Annotated in this window: 15 protein-coding genes; 9 read left to right on the plus strand and 6 right to left on the minus strand. The window is 56.9% G+C overall.

The window, feature by feature from the left end; translation table 11 throughout:
* Nucleotides 1–48: 48 nt before the first annotated feature.
* Nucleotides 49–1,272, minus strand: coding sequence for a TolC family protein (locus ACYASS_RS19325; protein WP_463587492.1), 1,224 nt, complete (start codon nucleotides 1,270–1,272; stop codon nucleotides 49–51).
* 320 nt (nucleotides 1,273–1,592) lie between these two features.
* Between ACYASS_RS19325 and ACYASS_RS19330 the strand changes: the two genes are divergently transcribed.
* Together ACYASS_RS19330 and ACYASS_RS19335 are read left to right on the plus strand one after the other, a co-directional pair.
* Nucleotides 1,593–2,267, plus strand: a complete 675-nt coding sequence (locus ACYASS_RS19330; protein WP_463587300.1) for a heavy metal response regulator transcription factor — start codon at nucleotides 1,593–1,595, stop codon at nucleotides 2,265–2,267.
* Nucleotides 2,264–3,655 carry a heavy metal sensor histidine kinase gene (locus ACYASS_RS19335; RefSeq protein WP_463587301.1) on the plus strand — a complete coding sequence of 464 codons (1,392 nt, stop codon included), beginning with the start codon at nucleotides 2,264–2,266 and terminating at the stop codon, nucleotides 3,653–3,655. Before ACYASS_RS19330 ends, ACYASS_RS19335 begins: the two co-directional genes overlap by 4 nt.
* Before the next feature lie 21 nt (nucleotides 3,656–3,676).
* Here the strand turns inward: ACYASS_RS19335 and ACYASS_RS19340 are convergent, their stop codons facing one another.
* On the minus strand, nucleotides 3,677–4,504 hold the full coding sequence (locus ACYASS_RS19340) for an NADPH-dependent oxidoreductase (RefSeq protein ID WP_463587302.1): 828 nt from the start codon (nucleotides 4,502–4,504) through the stop codon (nucleotides 3,677–3,679).
* A 264-nt stretch (nucleotides 4,505–4,768) separates the two neighbouring features.
* Entirely contained in the window at nucleotides 4,769–5,176 is a 408-nt protein-coding gene (locus tag ACYASS_RS19345) for a hypothetical protein (RefSeq protein ID WP_463587303.1), read from the minus strand.
* Nucleotides 5,177–5,407: 231 nt separating this feature from the next.
* Between ACYASS_RS19345 and ACYASS_RS19350 the strand changes: the two genes are divergently transcribed.
* The 6 genes from ACYASS_RS19350 (at nucleotide 5,408) to ACYASS_RS19375 (ending at nucleotide 11,522) form a co-directional block, all read left to right on the plus strand.
* A complete protein-coding gene (locus ACYASS_RS19350) occupies nucleotides 5,408–5,929 on the plus strand; it encodes a hypothetical protein (protein WP_463587304.1) in 522 nt (173 codons plus the stop codon).
* 103 nt (nucleotides 5,930–6,032) lie between these two features.
* Nucleotides 6,033–6,500, plus strand: a complete 468-nt coding sequence (locus ACYASS_RS19355; RefSeq protein ID WP_463587305.1) for a hypothetical protein — start codon at nucleotides 6,033–6,035, stop codon at nucleotides 6,498–6,500.
* A 326-nt stretch (nucleotides 6,501–6,826) separates the two neighbouring features.
* Complete coding sequence (locus ACYASS_RS19360) at nucleotides 6,827–7,861, plus strand: LacI family DNA-binding transcriptional regulator (protein ID WP_463587306.1); 1,035 nt, start codon at nucleotides 6,827–6,829, stop codon at nucleotides 7,859–7,861.
* 151 nt (nucleotides 7,862–8,012) lie between these two features.
* Nucleotides 8,013–9,383 (plus strand): MFS transporter, encoded by a 1,371-nt coding sequence (locus tag ACYASS_RS19365; protein ID WP_463587307.1) that lies wholly within the window; start codon nucleotides 8,013–8,015, stop codon nucleotides 9,381–9,383.
* A gap of 25 nt (nucleotides 9,384–9,408) precedes the next feature.
* Entirely contained in the window at nucleotides 9,409–10,764 is a 1,356-nt protein-coding gene (gene gudD, locus ACYASS_RS19370; RefSeq protein ID WP_463587308.1) for a glucarate dehydratase, read from the plus strand.
* A gap of 338 nt (nucleotides 10,765–11,102) precedes the next feature.
* Nucleotides 11,103–11,522, plus strand: coding sequence for a GFA family protein (locus ACYASS_RS19375; protein WP_243247366.1), 420 nt, complete (start codon nucleotides 11,103–11,105; stop codon nucleotides 11,520–11,522).
* 50 nt (nucleotides 11,523–11,572) lie between these two features.
* Here the strand turns inward: ACYASS_RS19375 and ACYASS_RS19380 are convergent, their stop codons facing one another.
* The 3 genes from ACYASS_RS19380 to ACYASS_RS19390 form a co-directional block, all read right to left on the minus strand.
* Nucleotides 11,573–14,659: an efflux RND transporter permease subunit gene (locus tag ACYASS_RS19380; RefSeq protein WP_463587309.1), complete on the minus strand. Its 3,087-nt coding sequence runs from the start codon at nucleotides 14,657–14,659 to the stop codon at nucleotides 11,573–11,575.
* Nucleotides 14,656–15,765, minus strand: a complete 1,110-nt coding sequence (locus ACYASS_RS19385) for an efflux RND transporter periplasmic adaptor subunit (protein ID WP_463587310.1) — start codon at nucleotides 15,763–15,765, stop codon at nucleotides 14,656–14,658. Before ACYASS_RS19385 ends, ACYASS_RS19380 begins: the two co-directional genes overlap by 4 nt.
* 74 nt (nucleotides 15,766–15,839) lie before the next feature.
* Nucleotides 15,840–16,454 (minus strand): TetR/AcrR family transcriptional regulator, encoded by a 615-nt coding sequence (locus tag ACYASS_RS19390; RefSeq protein ID WP_463587311.1) that lies wholly within the window; start codon nucleotides 16,452–16,454, stop codon nucleotides 15,840–15,842.
* A 273-nt stretch (nucleotides 16,455–16,727) separates the two neighbouring features.
* Here ACYASS_RS19390 and ACYASS_RS19395 point away from each other — a divergent pair, with 273 nt between their 5' ends.
* Complete coding sequence (locus tag ACYASS_RS19395) at nucleotides 16,728–17,945, plus strand: multidrug effflux MFS transporter (protein ID WP_463587312.1); 1,218 nt, start codon at nucleotides 16,728–16,730, stop codon at nucleotides 17,943–17,945.
* Nucleotides 17,946–17,971: the final 26 nt, after the last annotated feature.

Here is a 17,971-nt window from a genome sequence, read left to right on the forward strand (position 1 = left end):
CGTACTGATGTACACAGCGATGCGCCCGATAAGTGCGAAAAGTAAGGATTAAGGAGTGGCAGTGAATGCAGTGATGTCGCCGTAGATGCGCTCGACAGTCACTCTGGCGTCCGTGGCAATGGCCAGTGATTCGAGGTATTGGTTGCGGGCAGCAATCAACGTGCGCTGCGCATCGAGGACTTCAAGAAAGCCGAACTTGCCCATCTCGAAACCACGGGTAGCCGCATCGACCGCGCTTTTCGCCGAGGGCAAAATCACCTGATTGAAAGACTCGACTTCTTTACTGGCGGTCGCCCATTGATCGAGCGCTGCCTGAGTCTGTGTCCGCAATCTGAGTTCTACCGCGTTGCGTAAATCGCGGGCCTGATCTGCCCGGCGCGATGCGGCCAGGACGTTGCCCTGATTTCGGTTGAACAGCGGAAGCGGTGCCGATAAACCGACGACATTCACTCGTTCACGGTCTTCGCGGCTGTACTGGCTGCCGATACTGACGGTGAGATCCGGTACACGCTGAGCCCGCTCCGACCCCAGAGCCGCATCCCGCTGCTCGATCTGGGCATGGGCCAGACGCAGCTCGGCAGATTGATTGATCGCCGTGAGCATCCTGGCCGCTGACGGTGATTTGCCCGGCGACAAATCAGCGTATTCCAGTCGATCAAACGACGAAACAGCCGAGCCGGTGGTGCGCGCCAGATCGCGATAGCTATTGGTTTTCAGGGTTTCGGCGCGACGCACCAGCAGGTCGGTTTCGGCCAGTTGTACCTGCGCACGCGTTACCTCAACGGGCGAGGATTTGCCCGCACGCACGCGCCCATCGGCCACTTCCAGACCCCGTTGAGCAAGTGCCTGGGATTGTCGTGCCAGTTCCAGACCTGTTTGCGCACGTACTGCCGTAAAGAACGCCTGAACGACTTCAGCACGCAGCTCGTTGCCACGCCGTTCCAGTTCGATCTGCGCAGCATCCTGTGACCGGCTGGCCGCTTCGACGCGAGCGCCGCGCTTGCCGCCCAGTTCCAGTGCCTGACTGAGCATGACCGTGGTGGTGCTGGTGTTGCGACGTGTGTCCTCCACCTCCCAGGACAACTCCGGGTTGGGCATCAGACCAGCCTGCTGCTTATCGCCCTCGGCTATGCCTATTTCCCATCGCGCGGCGGCAAGGTCAGGGTTTTCCGCGAAGGCTGCGTCAATGGCCTGAGGCAGACTCAGGCTTTGCGCAAGCGCAACACCCGGCGCAACGAACGACAACAGGGCGAGGAGCCCGCCGACTGTCACTGCGTGTGCCATGGAAGAAGGCCTATACCTGTGCGCACCAAGGGTTTTCCAGCTGCTCCTGTGCATTGTCCGAACCACCATCAAGTTAGATGCGGGGACTTTATGCAAAGGGAGTTAGCAACAGGATTGCTGAAAAATGACAATCCTGACATTTAAGAAAAATGGCAGTGCATCTTGATTACACTGCGCGAAGGCGTGCTTGACCCTGAAGCGGCTACAGACTCCAGAATCCGCCGGATCCGGAATACTCCGACAAGGTTGCGCCCAAGAACGCGTCTGTCGAAACGGATATTACCCCCTATAAATCACAGGAAAACCCTATGCGAATCCTTGTTGTAGAGGACGAGCCGAAAACTGCCGAGTACATGCATCAGGGCCTGACCGAGAGTGGCTATGTCGTTGACCTGGCCGCCACGGGGCTTGACGGGCTTTATCTTGCCCAGCATCAAACCTACGACCTGATTATTCTGGATGTGAACCTGCCCGAAATGGACGGTTGGGAGGTGTTGACCCGGCTGCGTAGAAACAGCAATACACGGGTCATGATGGTCACCGCCCGAGGTCGTCTTGAAGAAAAGGTCCGGGGCCTGGAAATGGGCGCTGATGACTACTTGGTAAAGCCGTTCGAGTTTCCCGAGCTGCTGGCCAGAGTTCGTACCCTCATGCGCCGCAGCGAGCAACCTGGCTTGCCCGAAGTGCTACGAGTCGGCGACCTTGAGTTGGATCAAGGAAGACACCGGGCTTTTCGCGGCACGCAGCGTATCGACCTGACCACCAAGGAGTTCGCACTACTCCACCTGCTGATGCGTCACAGCGGCGAAGTTATGTCACGCACGCAGATCATCTCTCTGGTATGGGACATGAATTTCGACTGCGACACCAACGTCGTCGAAGTCTCGATACGCCGTCTGCGGGCAAAAGTCGACGAGCCCTTTGAGCAAAAACTGATCCATACCCTGCGCGGTGTGGGGTATGTACTGGAAGTACGCGAATGAAACCCACGCGGTTGTCGACCCGGCTGGGTCTGGCCGTGACCGTGATGTGTGCAGTGTTGGTATTGGTCATGGCGACCTTCGCTTACGCTTCCATCTCCCATCAGCTGGATTTACGCGCCAGAAATGGCCTCCAGGAAAAGCTGGAGCAAATAGAACATAGCCTGTCGGAGGGCTTCAGCACTCCCGCAGACGTAGTACTGGCACCTCATCACTTGCGCGATCAGATTATCGGGCACGACGACTTCACCCTGACGATCCTCGATTCGGGCACCCCGAGAAAACGCTTGCTGAGCCTGGGCGAAGACGAACAAATGGTGCTGCCAGAGCCCTTCACCGAAGACGCCCGGGATGAGTTCCAGCGGGTTGAATCCTCGGCAGGTCACGAGATATTGGTTGCCAGTAAACAGGTGCGCCTCAAAGGCGGCCAGAAGGTGCTGGTATTGCTCGCGCTCGACAGAGAAAACGATGCCTTGCTGCTCGGCGCCTATGTGAAATCCACGCTTATTGCCTTGCCACTCATTCTGCTGCTGGTAGGCGGTTGCGCATGGTGGATCGTGCATCGCGGGTTAAGACCGCTGCGCGCATTTCGCAAGGTTGCGCACAAGGTATCGGCCCGGGATTTATCACACCGCATGAAAGCCGCCGGGCTGCCTGACGAACTCCGCGACCTGGCCCACGCCGTCAATATCATGCTCAACCGGCTGGCTGAGGACATTCAGCAACTGGCGCAGTTTTCGGATGATCTGGCCCATGAACTGCGCTCGCCGATGAACAACCTGATGGGCAAGGCGCAAGTGACTTTGTCCCGAGAGCGGCCACCCGAAGAATACAAACAGGCGCTGGAGTCGTGCACTGAAGAACTTGAGCGTTTATCCCGTATGGTCTCCCAGATGCTGTTTCTGGCCAGCGTGAGCCAACCCTCAACGCTATTGGCCTTCACTGCAGTCGATCTGGCGGAGGAAGCCAGCAAGGTCGTAGAACTGTTTGCCCTGTCAGCAGAAGAAAAAGAGATGTCGCTGGTGGTTCAAGGCAGCGCTACAACGCTGGGAGAACGACTGATGATCCAGCGGGCGATCTCCAATTTAGTCTCCAACGCCATCCGCCACGGCACACCCGGCAGCACAGTGAACGTTACCCTCAACAGCCACGCCAGCGAGGTCACCCTTGCAGTGAGCAACACCGGCGAAGGCATCGAAGCCGAGCACCTGCCGCGCCTGTTTGACCGTTTCTACCGGGTCCACGCCAGCCGCTCGCGACAACAGGGGGGCACCGGTCTGGGGCTGGCGATTGTTCGCTCGATCATGAGTGTTCATCAAGGTCAGGTAATGGTCGAAAGCGAGCTGGAACGGGTGACGACGTTCAGGCTGGTTTTTCCGCGAGCGAAGTAAGTCATCAGCAAGCCGAGCCTGCTAGCGCAGGCCGAAACCCAACTGCTGCAACGCCCTGACCAATTCTTCACGCCCATGCAGGCTGGAAATACTGCGCAAGCGATTCACGACTTGCTCCGACCAGCCCGCAGCCTTCATCCCCTCCTGCTGATAAAAAGCGCCGAGGCGCTGATCATATTGCTCTACCGAGGACTGTTCAGACTCCGCGCTGTAGCGCTCGTGGTGCAAGACCGCCGCCTGGGGCAAGCGCGGTTTTACCTGTGCCGGACGTTCAGCGTCGGGATAACCCACACACATGCCAAACACCGGGTACACCTGCGGTGGTAGCTCCAACTCCTTCGCGACACTTTTGATGTCATTGCGTATTGCACCGATGTAAACACTGCCCAGCCCCATCGACTCCAGTGCAACCACCGCGTTCTGGGCGGCTAACGAAGCATCGATAGTGCCCAGCAACAGACTCTCGATATAAGGCAGCGCCTGGAGCTCGACGCCAGCGCGTTCCGCCACTCGGGAAACTCTGGAGAGATCGGCCAGCCAGACCAGGAACAGCGGCGCCTGGCGAATGTAGGCCTGATTACCGGCAAATTCCGCGAGGCGCGCCTTGCGCGACGGGTCCTGGATGGCGATTACGCTCCAGACTTGTAGATTTGATGACGTAGCCGCTGACTGCGCGGCAGCGATCAGCGCCTCAAGGGTTCCTTCTGGCAGTGGCTTGTTGTTGAAAGCGCGGACGCTGCGATGGTTTACCAGTTGGTCAAGAATTGGGTTCCAGTTTTCGGGGATCGCTGTGTTTGTACCTGCATCGCCATAGCGCAGAGCCAGGCCGTGCGGGGTTGCTTGTGTCATGAAAATCTCCAATCAGGCCTTAAACGGGCAGAGCCTTTGATGGACTCGTGCTTTTTAATCCGAAGGTAAGCTAGCACGCGACGAAAAGCGCGGTTGGACGGTATCAGGGGCTGGCAATGGCGAGTAATTTTCCATCATGAGCCTGGCTGGAGAACGCCTTCCACTTGATCATCTATTTGAATTCGACCTTACCATGCGAACAGATCGGACTTGACCAGCACGGTGCGTCTTCCTGACTGGCAGGAGTCGGCCAGAAGCGGTCGCTCATCCACTACGCTTGTCGCTTTCTCCAGCAGCTATCGACAGGATAGCGTTGTATTCACCCCCTTCAGGGAGATATGAAATAAAGTCGGCACCTGCATACTTTTCCAGCCAAAGACGGCCACAACCTTCGCACTCGTAAACGGTCGAAAATTCGCGGACCTGGATGCTACCTAGTTGGTCGACCAAATTGTCAGCAGCTTTAGTCTGAGGTGCTGGCTCCCCGCCCGCACTAGCGATTAGCGCTGCGATATCTCTCGGCTCAGCGGCCAAGAGGAAATCTTTAATCTTGCCAAGAAACCCATCCCAAAAAGTCTCCTCCTTCTGGTCGCGAAGCAAACCAGCTTTGTAGGGCAACGAGTCAGTCTGATCGACAATCACATGCCCACATATGCAACCAAACTTGCTCATCTGATCTCCAAATTCTCGTTTTCGACCACTTGGCTAAACACTAGAATATGCCACAGCTGGGGACCGATGGATCATGCAACCCCAATTGAAGTGTCCTCTGGCACAGGATAGGGCTTCGGTAGCCCGTTTGGGTCGACTGTAGCCCTTCGCGACAGGCAGAAATCGGCCAAAAGCAGACGTGATGGCGTTTGTGTAGTATCTGCCACTCTTCCCACCTGTATGAGATACACGATGTCTGGCCGCTACTCTCCGTCCCCATCAAGGGCTGTACAAGACCTTCAAAACGCACGCTCGCTTTTGGGAAAGCGCCTGAGCGAGCTGCTGCACGACCAGTATTATTTCAACGACGAGAAAGAACTGGGAGACATAGGTTCTCTAGAGTGGCATTTTGGCGAGCGAGAAGTTTTATCAATGTATATCTTGAGTGACGGCGAGACAGTAGGCGCGGACTGGTTGCCGTCCGATACGCCAACGGCTTTCGAGATAGAGCCGAACGCGACCTGCTCCTGGAAAAGGGAGAACCTGCTCGCAGGTTTATCAGCAACGCACCTTGGGAACACAAAAATTTGCGCAGTCGAGGGAATTCTTGACTCTTTCAGCGGACACGAGCCTTGGTTGGCCGGATTCAGAGTTACGTTCGAGACTGGTGACTTCTTGATTTACCTTAACCAAGGCGACGATGCCGTCGTGTTGATTAATGCCCTACCCCCAGTAAACGTGGGCCTCGAAACGCGCTTCGTTACCTCAATTTGATGAAAGCTTTGGGTCGAAAGGCGTCTTTCGGTAACGACATTGGGACCTCGCTACGCCGCGCGCGGACTGGGTAGCAGCGTGGAGATGGGAATCGCCTGAGTCGTTGCGCGTTTGGCAGGTCATCGTCATTCTGGAAGCGACCATTTTAGGGAAGATTGAAGTGGACATTGACCGTCTGTTAAAAAAGCGGCAAGTGAACGTGCAAGAGCAAAATGCTCTTGTGGCCCACAGGCTCATGCTAACCGCCAAAGTTTGGTTGGCCAGAGGTATTCCCCTCGCCTTAAAAAACTATGGCGAGTCAAAAGGCATTATATGGTCAGAAACCGTCGTACTCGACCTTGAAGTCGACTTTCCCGGAATGCCAAGCCTTTATGGTCTTTTGCTCACTCACACAGAGCGGTTCATAGAGTTTGAAATTGAAACCGATAGCTCTCATAGGTACGTGGAATCGGTGATTCAGTGGGAGGATGTTTCTGCTAATCAAGACTACGCGCCCCGCAAGCGTGGCACTGGAAAGGGCTTCGCAGCAATTGCTCTCCAGATGAGACGCGAAATTCTATGCGGCTTGTAGGTGTGAATCGCAGAAGCTGAAATCCCATTGTTGATCTGAAGCCGCTTTGGGCCGACTGCTTCCAGCAGCTGGTGTCCGCTTTGGGTCGATTTCTGCCGCTATAGAACACGTAGTCTGCTACGTCAAATCCAACGCAAATGATCAGTCAAGACCCTGCAATCACGCACTATGCCGCGGAACGAGTATATGCTCACGCCTCCCCTGCCAGCATGCGTGTTTGCTGGATTCCGCCTCGTTTCGTACACTGCCTGCCTCTGGGGAATACCGACCTTCAGCGCGGGTTGGAACACCGGTTGCCCCACCCTCCAAAAGCACGCAGGAAAACAGTGGCAAGGAAATCAAGAAGGGAGCTTGTGGACCCGGCAGACGCGGCGGATATGCCGGTCACCGTGATCGATGTCGCGAAAGCTGCGGGCGTATCGCCCATCACCGTCTCGCGCGCTATTAACCGGCCTGAATTGGTCAGCGACGCGACCCGTGCTCACGTGCTTGAGTTCGTCAGGACGATGGGCTACGTCCCGAATCTGCTGGCCGGCAGCCTGGCAACCAGCAAAAGCAAGCTGGTCGCGATTCTTCTTCCGACCATCTCCCATTCGATTTTTGCCACGGCTGTGCAGGCGATGATGGACCGTCTGACCGATGCAGGTTATCAGTCACTTCTGGGCCCGACAGGCTATTCACCCGAGAAAGAAGAAGCTTTGCTGGAAGCTATTCTGGGCCGCAGACCGGATGGCATTGTGTTGACCGGAACACTTCACACTGCGGGCAGTCGACAGCGTCTGGCGTCGGCGGGAATCCCGGTTGTCGAGGCATGGGACCTGAGCGAAACATGCCTGGACATGCAGGTTGGTTTCTCACATGAAGACGTCGGCAAAACCGTTGCAGACCATTTTGTCGGCAAAGGTTATCGGCGATTTTCGGTGATTACGGTGGATGATCCTCGTGGCATTCGTCGTTGCAACAGCCTGATCGAGCAACTGAAAAGTCATCAGATAGATGACGTCCCCGTAGAAGTGCTTCCCCTGCCCGCCACCTGGGAAGTCGGACGTGAAGGCCTGAAGCGGTTACTGCTTCGTCAAGATCGCCCCGAGCTGGTCTTCTGCAGTTCCGACACCGTTGCGATGGGTGTTCTGGCACAGGCTGCTGCCTCAGGACTTCGTGTACCAGAAGACATTGCAGTTCTGGGTTTCGGCGACACGACCAACAGTCGCTTTGCACATCCCGCCCTTTCGACGATCAGCGTGAACTCCTCAATCATGGGCAGTGAGGTCGCAGAAGCTCTGCTACGGCGTTTTTCTGGCGAAAACGCTCAGACACGTATCGACAGCGGCTTCACCCTCATCGAACGCGCCAGCACCTGAATTTCCATTTTTAACGAAAATCTTCCAAACAGCGCTTGAATGATAACGTTATCTGCGAAATGATAACGTTATCGTTATACGACAACAGACGTGTTGACTGCCGACGATTACCTATCTACCCGCATAAAAATAATTCGTGGGAGCGTCAGACATGCAAGAACAAAAGAAAACCCGCGCCCGGTATTTGATCCTGCTCATGCTGTTTCTGGTGACAACGATCAATTTCGCCGACCGCGCGACCATCTCCATCGCGGGTTCCAGTATTCAGAAAGCTCTGGGCATTGATGCCATCACGCTGGGTTACATCTTCTCCGCCTTTGGCTGGGCTTACGTGCTTGGGCAAATCCCCGGTGGCTGGCTGCTGGACCGGTTTGGCTCAAAAAAGGTCTACGCTGGCAGTATTTTCACCTGGTCATTCTTCACTCTGTTGCAGGGCTACATAGGCGAGTTCGGGATTTCGACTGCGGTGGTTCTGTTGTTCCTCCTGCGCTTTACGGTCGGCCTCGCCGAAGCCCCCTCCTTCCCCGGTAACGCCCGCATCGTAGCCTCGTGGTTTCCTACGAAAGAGCGCGGCACCGCATCGGCGGTGTTCAATTCCGCGCAGTACTTCGCTACCGCGCTGTTCGCACCGCTGATGGGCTGGATCGTTTACAGCTTCGGCTGGGAACACGTATTTATCGTGATGGGCGCGCTGGGCATCGTATTTTCGATTGTCTGGATGAAGGTGATTTACAGCCCCAAGGATCACCCGCTGGCAAACGAAGCAGAGGTCCGCTACATCGCCGAGAACGGCGGCCTGGTTGATCTCGACGACAAGCGCACGAAGAAAGACAGCGGTCCGAAGTGGGACTATATCCGCCAGTTGCTCTGCAACCGGATGATGGTCGGCATCTACCTTGGTCAGTTCTGCATTAATGCGCTGACGTACTTTTTCCTCACCTGGTTTCCGGTTTATCTCGTTCAAGAACGCGGCATGACCATCCTCAAAGCCGGGTTCATCGCCTCACTGCCGGCCATTTGCGGTTTCCTCGGTGGCGTATTGGGCGGTGTGTTCTCCGACATGCTGTTGCGTCGCGGCAACTCACTGAGCGTCGCGCGTAAAACCCCGATCGTGCTGGGCATGTTTCTGTCCATGTCGATGATCATCTGCAACTACGTGGACGCTGACTGGATGGTGGTGTCGTTCATGGCGCTGGCCTTCTTCGGCAAGGGTATCGGCGCGCTGGGCTGGGCAGTTATGTCCGATGTTTCTCCCAAGCAGATCGCGGGTTTGTCGGGCGGGATTTTCAACACCTTTGGCAACCTCTCCTCGATCTCTACGCCGATCATCATCGGCTACATCATTGCGGCTACCGGCTCTTTCAAAATGGCTTTGGTGTTCGTCGGTGTTAACGCGTTTATCGCCGCGATCAGTTACCTGTTCATCGTCGGTGACATCAAGCGAATCGAACTCAAAGGCTTGCCCGCTCAGCCGGAACCGCCACAAACCTCACCGGCCGATATCGCCAAGACCAGCCACTGAGCCTCGCGAATAAGGAATTCGAATAATGAACACATTAACCTCAAGCTCAACCACCCGTGGCGCCCCCGTCATCACGGAACTTCAAGTTGTTCCGGTTGCGGGTCATGACAGCATGCTGCTCAACTTGAGCGGCGCCCACAGCCCCTACTTCACCCGTAATGTGCTGGTCCTCAAGGACAACGCCGGGCGTATCGGGGTGGGTGAGGTGCCAGGCGGCGAAGGTATCCGGCAGACGCTGGAAGACGCTCGCGCTTTGCTGATCGGCCAGTCGATCGGCAATTATCAGAGCCTGCTGAATCAGGTTCGTAGCAGCTTCGCGGATCGTGACTCCGGTGGCCGGGGTCTGCAAACCTTCGACCTGCGCATCACGATTCACGCGGTGACCGCCGTGGAATGCGCACTGCTCGACCTGCTTGGCCAACACCTTGAAGTGCCGGTAGCGGCATTGTTGGGCGAGGGTCAACAGCGTGACGCGGTAGAAATGCTGGGCTACCTGTTTTACGTGGGCGACCAGACCCGTACTGACCTGCCCTACCGCACCGAACCGGACAGCGAAAGTGCCTGGTTCAGGGTGCGTAACGAAGAGGCACTGACACCGGAGAAAGTTGTCGGTCTGGCCGAGGCCGCCTACGAACGCTACGGTTTCAAAGACTTCAAACTCAAGGGTGGCGTGCTTCGCGGCGCTGAAGAAATCGAGGCGGTAACGGCGCTCTCGGAGCGCTTCCCCGAGGCACGCATTACCCTTGATCCGAACGGCGCCTGGTCACTTAAAGAAGCCATCGCCTTATGCCGCGATCAACATGACGTTCTGGCGTATGCCGAAGACCCGTGCGGCGCAGAAAATGGTTACTCGGGTCGCGAGGTCATGGCCGAATTCCGTCGCGCGACCGGGCTGCGCACCGCCACCAACATGATTGCCACCGACTGGCGCCAGATGGGTCATGCCATTCAACTTCAATCCGTGGATATTCCGCTTGCCGACCCGCACTTCTGGACATTGCAAGGTTCAGTGCGTGTCGCCCAGTTGTGCAACGACTGGGGACTTACCTGGGGTTCACACTCCAACAACCACTTCGATATTTCCCTGGCGATGTTTACCCACGTGGCAGCCGCCGCGCCAGGCAAAGTCACCGCCATCGATACGCACTGGATCTGGCAGGACGGTCAGCGTCTGACCAAAGAACCGCTGACCATCAACGGAGGGCTGGTCGCGGTACCGAAGCGTCCGGGGCTGGGCATCGACCTGGATTGGGACGCCCTGGTTCAGGCAAACGAGGTGTACAAAGGCATGGGCCTCGGCGCACGAAACGATGCGGTCGCGATGCAATATCTGGTTTCGGGCTGGGAGTTTGATAACAAACGGCCTTGTCTGGTGCGCTGAGATACCGACTTTAGGACCGGCTTTAGCCGGGAGAGCGTCAGTACACCCTGTTCACCCGATACGACGCTCGCGGCTAAAGCTACTCTTATCCAACGAACTACAACCGTCTGATTTGGAATGGTTCTCTGTAGGAGCTCACGAGCACCGCGAGGCAGCGATGGCGTCCTGTCCGATACACCGCCATCGCGGCCTCGCGGTGCTCGTACGCTCCTAAAGATCCCGTGTTTGCTGCGCGACAGCGGAGTCGAAGACGGTGCGGCCACTCCTACGGCCAACGCGAATCTCTCGCATCCAAGCAAACGGGCTATCCTTTCGGATTACTTTGGGAGGAACAGACCGTGATCAAGAAAGTTGGCCCGACTGAAATCAAACCCAAACACCGCGCAGCCTGTCATTGCGGCGCGGTAGTGCTGGAGCTGGATTTACCGAATGGCATTGTCGACCCCAGGCGCTGTGATTGTTCGATGTGCCGCCGTAAAGGTGCCATCGTTGCCACGGTTGCGCTGGACGGTATCAAGGTCATTCAAGGACAGAGCCAGCTCAAGCTTTATCAGTTCAACACCCGGACGGCACAGCATTATTTCTGCGGCAACTGCGGTATCTACACCCATCACCAGAGACGTTCCTCTCCGGATCAATACGGCTACAACATTGGTTGCCTCGAAGGTGTGAATCCTTACGACCTGGGGCCGGTGAAAACCAGCGACGGCGTCAATCATCCTGCCGACCGTGAACCACCGACCAATGCACCGGGCTGAATGCGCCGGGTCATCAGCTAGATGACCCGGGCCGCTGGCCTTGCCTGACTTCACGGCGCAAGCCGTTGTGCTTGCGGCTCCCCTTCTGGACGGATCTTGAACCAGATGGAGTACATCGCAGGTAGAAAGACCAGTGTCATGACGGTGCCCCCCAGGGTGCCGCCAATCAGGGTGTAAGCCAGAGTGCCCCAGAACACCGAATGAGTCAGCGGGATAAAGGCAAGGATCGCTGCGAGTGCCGTTAGCAACACCGGGCGCGCTCGCTGGACGGTTGCTTCAACCACCGCATGAAACGGATCAAGCCCTTCTTTTTCGTTCTGGTCGATTTGCCCGATCAGGATCAATGTATTGCGCATCAGGATGCCGGATAGCGCGATCAGCCCCACAAGTGCATTGATCCCGAACGGCTGGCCGAACAAGAGCAAGGTCGGCACCACGCCAATCAGCCCAAGTGGCGCGGTCAGAAACACCATTACCATCGCCGACATCGACCGCACCTGCAGGATGATGATCAGTAACGTGATCGCAATCATGATCGGAAACAGGGGGGCCAGCGCCACTGTCGCCTTCGCTGACTCCTCGATAGAACCGGCCTGCTCGATACGGTACCCATCAGGAAGGCTGGCAATAATCGGTTGTAGATCTTTCATGATCATGGCGGATACATCCGGCGGCTGCAGATTCTCTGCGATATCTCCACGGACAGTGATCGTCGGCACACGGTCACGGCGCCGCAGAACGGGGTCCTCCATCCGCACTCCCACTTCACCTATCTGTGACAGCGGCACACGCTGACCTGCTGAACCCACAAGCGTGAAACCCTCGATCTTTGCCGGGTCCAGGCGGATATCGCCTGCTGCCCGCCCCACCACGTCTACCGAGCGAATGTCTTCGCGCACAGAAGTAATGGGAACCCCCGAAAGCAGAAACTGCAATTGCTGGGCAACTGCGCTGGACGTTAGCCCGACTGCCTGCAACCGATTCTGATCCAGAGAAAAATGCAGGGTTGGCGTGCGTGGTCCCCAATCACTGTTGACGGTCCTCATCATCGGGCTTGCCATCAAGACGTTTTCTACTTGCCCAGCGATCGCGCGCAGCGTGTCGGGATTTGGCCCCATGACCCGATACGCAACGGGAAAAGCTGAGTAAGGGCCGAATACCAGCTGTGTCACCCGCACACGCGCCTCAGGCGCCAGGCCTTGGGCGACCGCTTCGCGAATAGTGTATTTGAGGGACTCGCGGGCCTCCTGACTGTCGGTCAACACCACGATTTTGGCGAACGATGGATCAGGCAGCTCTGGTGCCATTGCCAGGTAAAAACGCGGCGAACCCTGCCCGATGTAAGACGTAACGATCTTCGCCGCATCCTGCTTTTGTAGCCATGCTTCGATCTTCGCTGTCGTGGCGCTGGTTTGCTCGATCGAGGTGCCATAGGGCATCTGCACTTCGATCAACACTTCTGGACGGTCCGAGGTCGGGAAGAATTGTTTTTTAACCAGCCCCATGCCGATGATCGCCACGGCAAATGCCGTGATAACCGCGCCTGCCACCCACCATTTCCGCGCAATGACGCGGGTCAGGACTCGTCTGAAACGGTTGTAATGCGCAGTGTCATAGATAGCGGTATGGCCGCCTTCGACCGGCGTGATTTCAGGCAACATCTTCACGCCCAGATACGGCGTAAAGACCACTGCGACGACCCACGAAGCGATCAGCGCAATGCCCACGATCCAGAACATATTGCTGGTGTATTCACCCGCCGTTGACTGAGCAAAACCGTTAGGCATGAAGCCAACAGCGGTCACCAGCGTACCGGCCAGCATCGGCGCCGCAGTGTGGCTCCAGGCATACGCTGACGCCTTGATGCGGTCATAGCCCTCTTCCATCTTCACCACCATCATTTCGATGGCAATAATGGCGTCATCCACCAGCAGCCCCAGTGCCAGAATCAGTGAGCCCAAGGTTATACGGTCAAAGTTCTTGCCCGTGGCCTCCATCACCACAAAGACAATCGCCAGGGTGAGCGGCACAGCCGCCGCAACCACCACACCCACTCGCCAGCCCATGCTGAGAAAGCAGACCAGCATCACCACCAGCAGCGCGACGAAGAACTTGATCATGAACTCATCAACGGCCGAACTGATATTGACCGACTGATCAGTGACCTTCGACAGCGTCATACCCAGCGGCATACTTGCATTGATTTTCAGCGTCTCGGCATCCAGCGCTTTACCGAGGTCCAGACCATTCCAGCCCTCACGCATCACGATCCCCAACAAGAGAGCCGGTTCGCCCTGATTGCGAACCATGAACGTCGCGGGGTCCTCGTACCCGCGCTCAACGCTCGCGACATCTACAAGCTTCAGGGTTTTAGCCTGAACGACGATGGGCGTATTACGAATTTTCTCCAGCGTGTCGAACGCTCCGTCCAGACGCAAAAACACCTGTGGGCCATTGGTTTCAATCGAACCGGCAGGCGTCAAAACGTTCTGGCTGTTGAGTGCCGAAAAAATGTCCTGAGGCGAGATGCCCAGCGTCGCCAACCGCTCATGGGAGAACGATACAAAAATGCGCTCCGCCTGCTCGCCAATGATGTTGATCTTCTTGACGCCAGGAACGTGCAACAGACGCTGACGCAACGATTCGGCGTCGCGGACGAGTAACCGCTGGGGCTCACCTTTTGCCTTTAGGGCAAAGAGCGCGAACGTCACGTCCGAGAACTCATCATTGACCATCGGACCGATAACACCGGCCGGTAAGCTTCTCGCCGCATCACTCAGTTTTTTACGGGCTTGATAAAACTCTTCCTGCACTTGGGAAGGCGGGGTTTTATCCAGCAGTGAAACCATGGTGAACGCCAGACCTGGACGGGTGTAGGTCTCGCTGCGGTCATACCATTTAAGCTCCTGCATGCGCTTTTCGAGCGGCTCTACGACCTGATCCTGCATCTCCTGCGCGGTAGCGCCTGGCCAGGCAGAAATAATCGTCATCTGCTTAACGGTAAACGGCGGATCTTCTGCACGTCCGAGCTTGAAAAACGAAAGAGTGCCCGCCACTCCTATCAGCAAAATCAGGAACAGCGTGATGGAGCGCTCGCGAACGGCAAGTGCCGAGAGATTGAAACGCCCGTTACTCATTGCTTTGCCCCGGCAAAGGCATTGGTGCCTGATTGCAGCATCAGCACCTCTTGACCGTCGTGAAGCAAGTGCGCACCCAGCGCCACGACCTGCTCTCCGGGCTTGATACCACCGCTGACTCGCGCCGACTCGTCACTTAAACCAAGTAACTGAATGGCGCGCCATGACACCGTAGCGGGTACGCCTGAAATGACCCAGACACCCGGACCTTTGCCTGGGTCATGGATAGCAGCGACAGGAACAGCAAGCGCAGGCCCACCCCCCACGTCATCAGCGATGCTGAGGGTTACCGTGGCACCCAGAGGCGCATTGGCGTGCGCGCCTTCGAGCACATACCGTGCCTCGAAAGTCCGAGTGAGCGGATCTGCAGCGTCAGAGAGAAGTCGCAACTTTGCGGGGATAACGGTTGTGTCATTACCGTACAACTTTGCCTGGCCTTGACTCCCCAAAGCCGGACGCAAGGTTTCGGGCAGATAGACCACAGCCTCCCGCTGACCCGTTTTTGCCAGCCGAACGACCGCCTGCCCTGCGCTGACGACCTGACCCGGTTCGGCCAGGGTCTCTACGACAACCCCGTCGGCATCGGCCAGCAACACCGCATAGCCTGCTGCGTTGCGAGCAACGTTGGCCTGGGCTTGTGCTGCACTCAGTTCTGCCTTGGCAGTGTCGGCCAAGGACTTGATCCGGTCATAGGACGATGCAGAGATTGCGCCAGACGCGATCAGATTTCGATTACGGGCTTCGTCAGCGGCCGTCTGCCGTGCGCGTGCTTCGGCGGCCGCGACAGCTTGCTGTTGAGCCCGAAACTGGAGATCAAGATCCACAGGGTCCAGACGCATGAGAGGCTGACCGCGCTTGACGGTCTGGCCCGTATCAACCAGGCGTTCCAAGAGTTTCCCGGATACCCGAAAGCCTAAGTCGCTCTGAACGCGAGCGACCACCACCCCCGTAAATGAGCGCGATGGATCAACAGCGCTGGTTATGGTCGCGGCCCTTACCAGCGGAGGTTGGTTGCGCGGGTCGCGCACGTTCGAGGACTCGCCGCATGCCGCCAAAAGAAAAGGCAGCAAGCAGACGACAATGATTGCGGGGCTGGAACGGAACATGGGATCCCTTACTTCGGTAAGTGAGCAGGAATCCAATTCTCTGTTTAGTGACCAATTTAGTCAATGGTCACTATTCAGGGTGCAAGACTTCGCAGTATCAGCGCGGACAGAAGCACAGGGGCCGTCGTCACGATGTCCAGGTTGTACTGCAATTGCACGGGACTGATGTAAGGACGCATCACCAGATGAATGGCTTGAACCGCCTCGTCCAGCGGGGTCTTGCGCTCAAACTCTCCCGACTCTCGCCCCTCCAGCACAATCTGCTGAATCAGCACACGCAAGCGTTCGTTGTGCGCGGCAGCTGAAGGCCACTGATCACGTGCCGCAACAGCGGCAATGTCATAGAGTTTGCGGTCATGAAAAAACAAGTCACTACCGGCTTCAACCAGTGAGCGGAACAGGCGCCGCAGCTTCTCTGAAGCTGTGGGGGCATCCTTGATCGCGGCATCCACGATGCCCATGATCATCGCGAGCCGATTGGAACAGATCACCTCACCGATAGCCTGCTTCGAATCGAAGAATTTGTAGATGTAGGCCTTGGAAAAACCGATCGCTTTGGCGAGGTCAGAGACGGTGGTTTTCTCGTATCCGTAGTGTCCGAAATGTTGCATAGCCGCTTCCACGACCTGATCACGAACGCTGTGATCAGATGGCCCGCGGGGCGGCGGGGTCTTGATTGAATTAGTCATATTTCCAGCTTAGCTCTGTGAGCGCTCATTGACAACATGTGACCAGATCGTAATATGGTCACGGAGTTGATCAGCTCAAGAAATTTAAATACGGCTGCTTGGTTGCTACGCACGCTCAGAAGTACCGGGCTGTTTCAGGGTGCACAGCAGGCCCAGATTAACATCGTCCAGCAGCCCAGGCATTGCGACACTAAGAGACTCGAATACCCAAGCGGGAATTCTGCCTGGGAGGTTCAACAACCCGTTACTCACATCAGGTTCTCGAGATCCACTATGGAAACCAGGCACGCGTCGTCAGTTACCGAAATGCAAGCGGCACAATCCAGCCAACCGCTGACCGGCAGACTTGTGACATTGCTGGCAGGCCTGGCGGCTATCAGCATGCTCTCCACCAATATCATTCTCCCGGCATTTCCGGCGATAGCCCGAGAGCTAGGCGTCACCGAACGCGATCTCGGCCTGACGCTTTCCAGCTTCTTCATCACATTCGCACTCGGCCAATTGATCGTGGGGCCACTGGCCGACCGTTATGGACGAAAAAAACTTGTACTGGGCGGACTCTTGATCTTCGTGCAGGGTACCGTCATCAGCGGTCTCGCCAATACGCTCGATATACTGATAGCAGGACGCGTTATTCAGGCCTTGGGCGTGTGCGCAGCCTCTGTGCTGTCACGCGCAATCGCAAGGGATCTGTTCCAGGGCGAGGCTCTTGCCCGCGCCTTGTCCCTGACGATGATCGCCACCGCCGCTGCCCCGGGTTTCTCGCCATTGGCGGGTAGCGTGCTGTCCGATACGCTCGGGTGGCGTGCAATTTTTATCCTTGTTGGCCTCGCCGCCACTGCACTTGCTTTCTTTTATGCCAGGGGTTTAGGCGAAACGCATCCCGTCGAGCGCCGGGTAGCGCATTCAACCAGAAGCGTCTTACGTGACTATCGGAGATTAGCGCTGGATAAGCGGTTCATCTTGCCGGCACTTTCGATGAGCCTCTTGATGAGCGGATTGTTTGCCTCATTTGCTGCGGCCCCCGCTATTTTGATGAAAGGGATCGGTCTGACGTCATTGCAGACCGGACTGTACTTCGCGTCTACCGTCTTTGTCGTATTCGCAGCGGGCATGGCCGCACCGCGCCTCGCACACCGCTATGGTCCTCGAAACGTAGCGTCGGCAGGTATCATCTTTGCCATGACTGGCGGCGGCCTTCTGCTCGCAGGCCCTGCCAATCCGAGCCTCGCCTGGTACGCACTTTCGATGGTTACCTTCCTGTGGGGAATGGGCCTGGCCAATCCGCTCGGAACAGCACTCGCCATGGGGCCCTTCGGCAAAGAAGCGGGGCTGGCATCGGCGCTGTTTGGCTTCATTTCCATGGGGGCCGCTGCAATCACCACCTGGCTGGCCTCCGTGTTGCCGTACACGCCGGTGACAACGCTGGGGGGTATTCAGATCACGGCAAGCCTGATTGCACTGATCCTGTTCCAGAGAAGCAGGCCGTGACGCCTGCCCCGGTCGCAGCGCCCCAG

This window comes from Pseudomonas sp. HP_14, assembly GCF_055283875.1.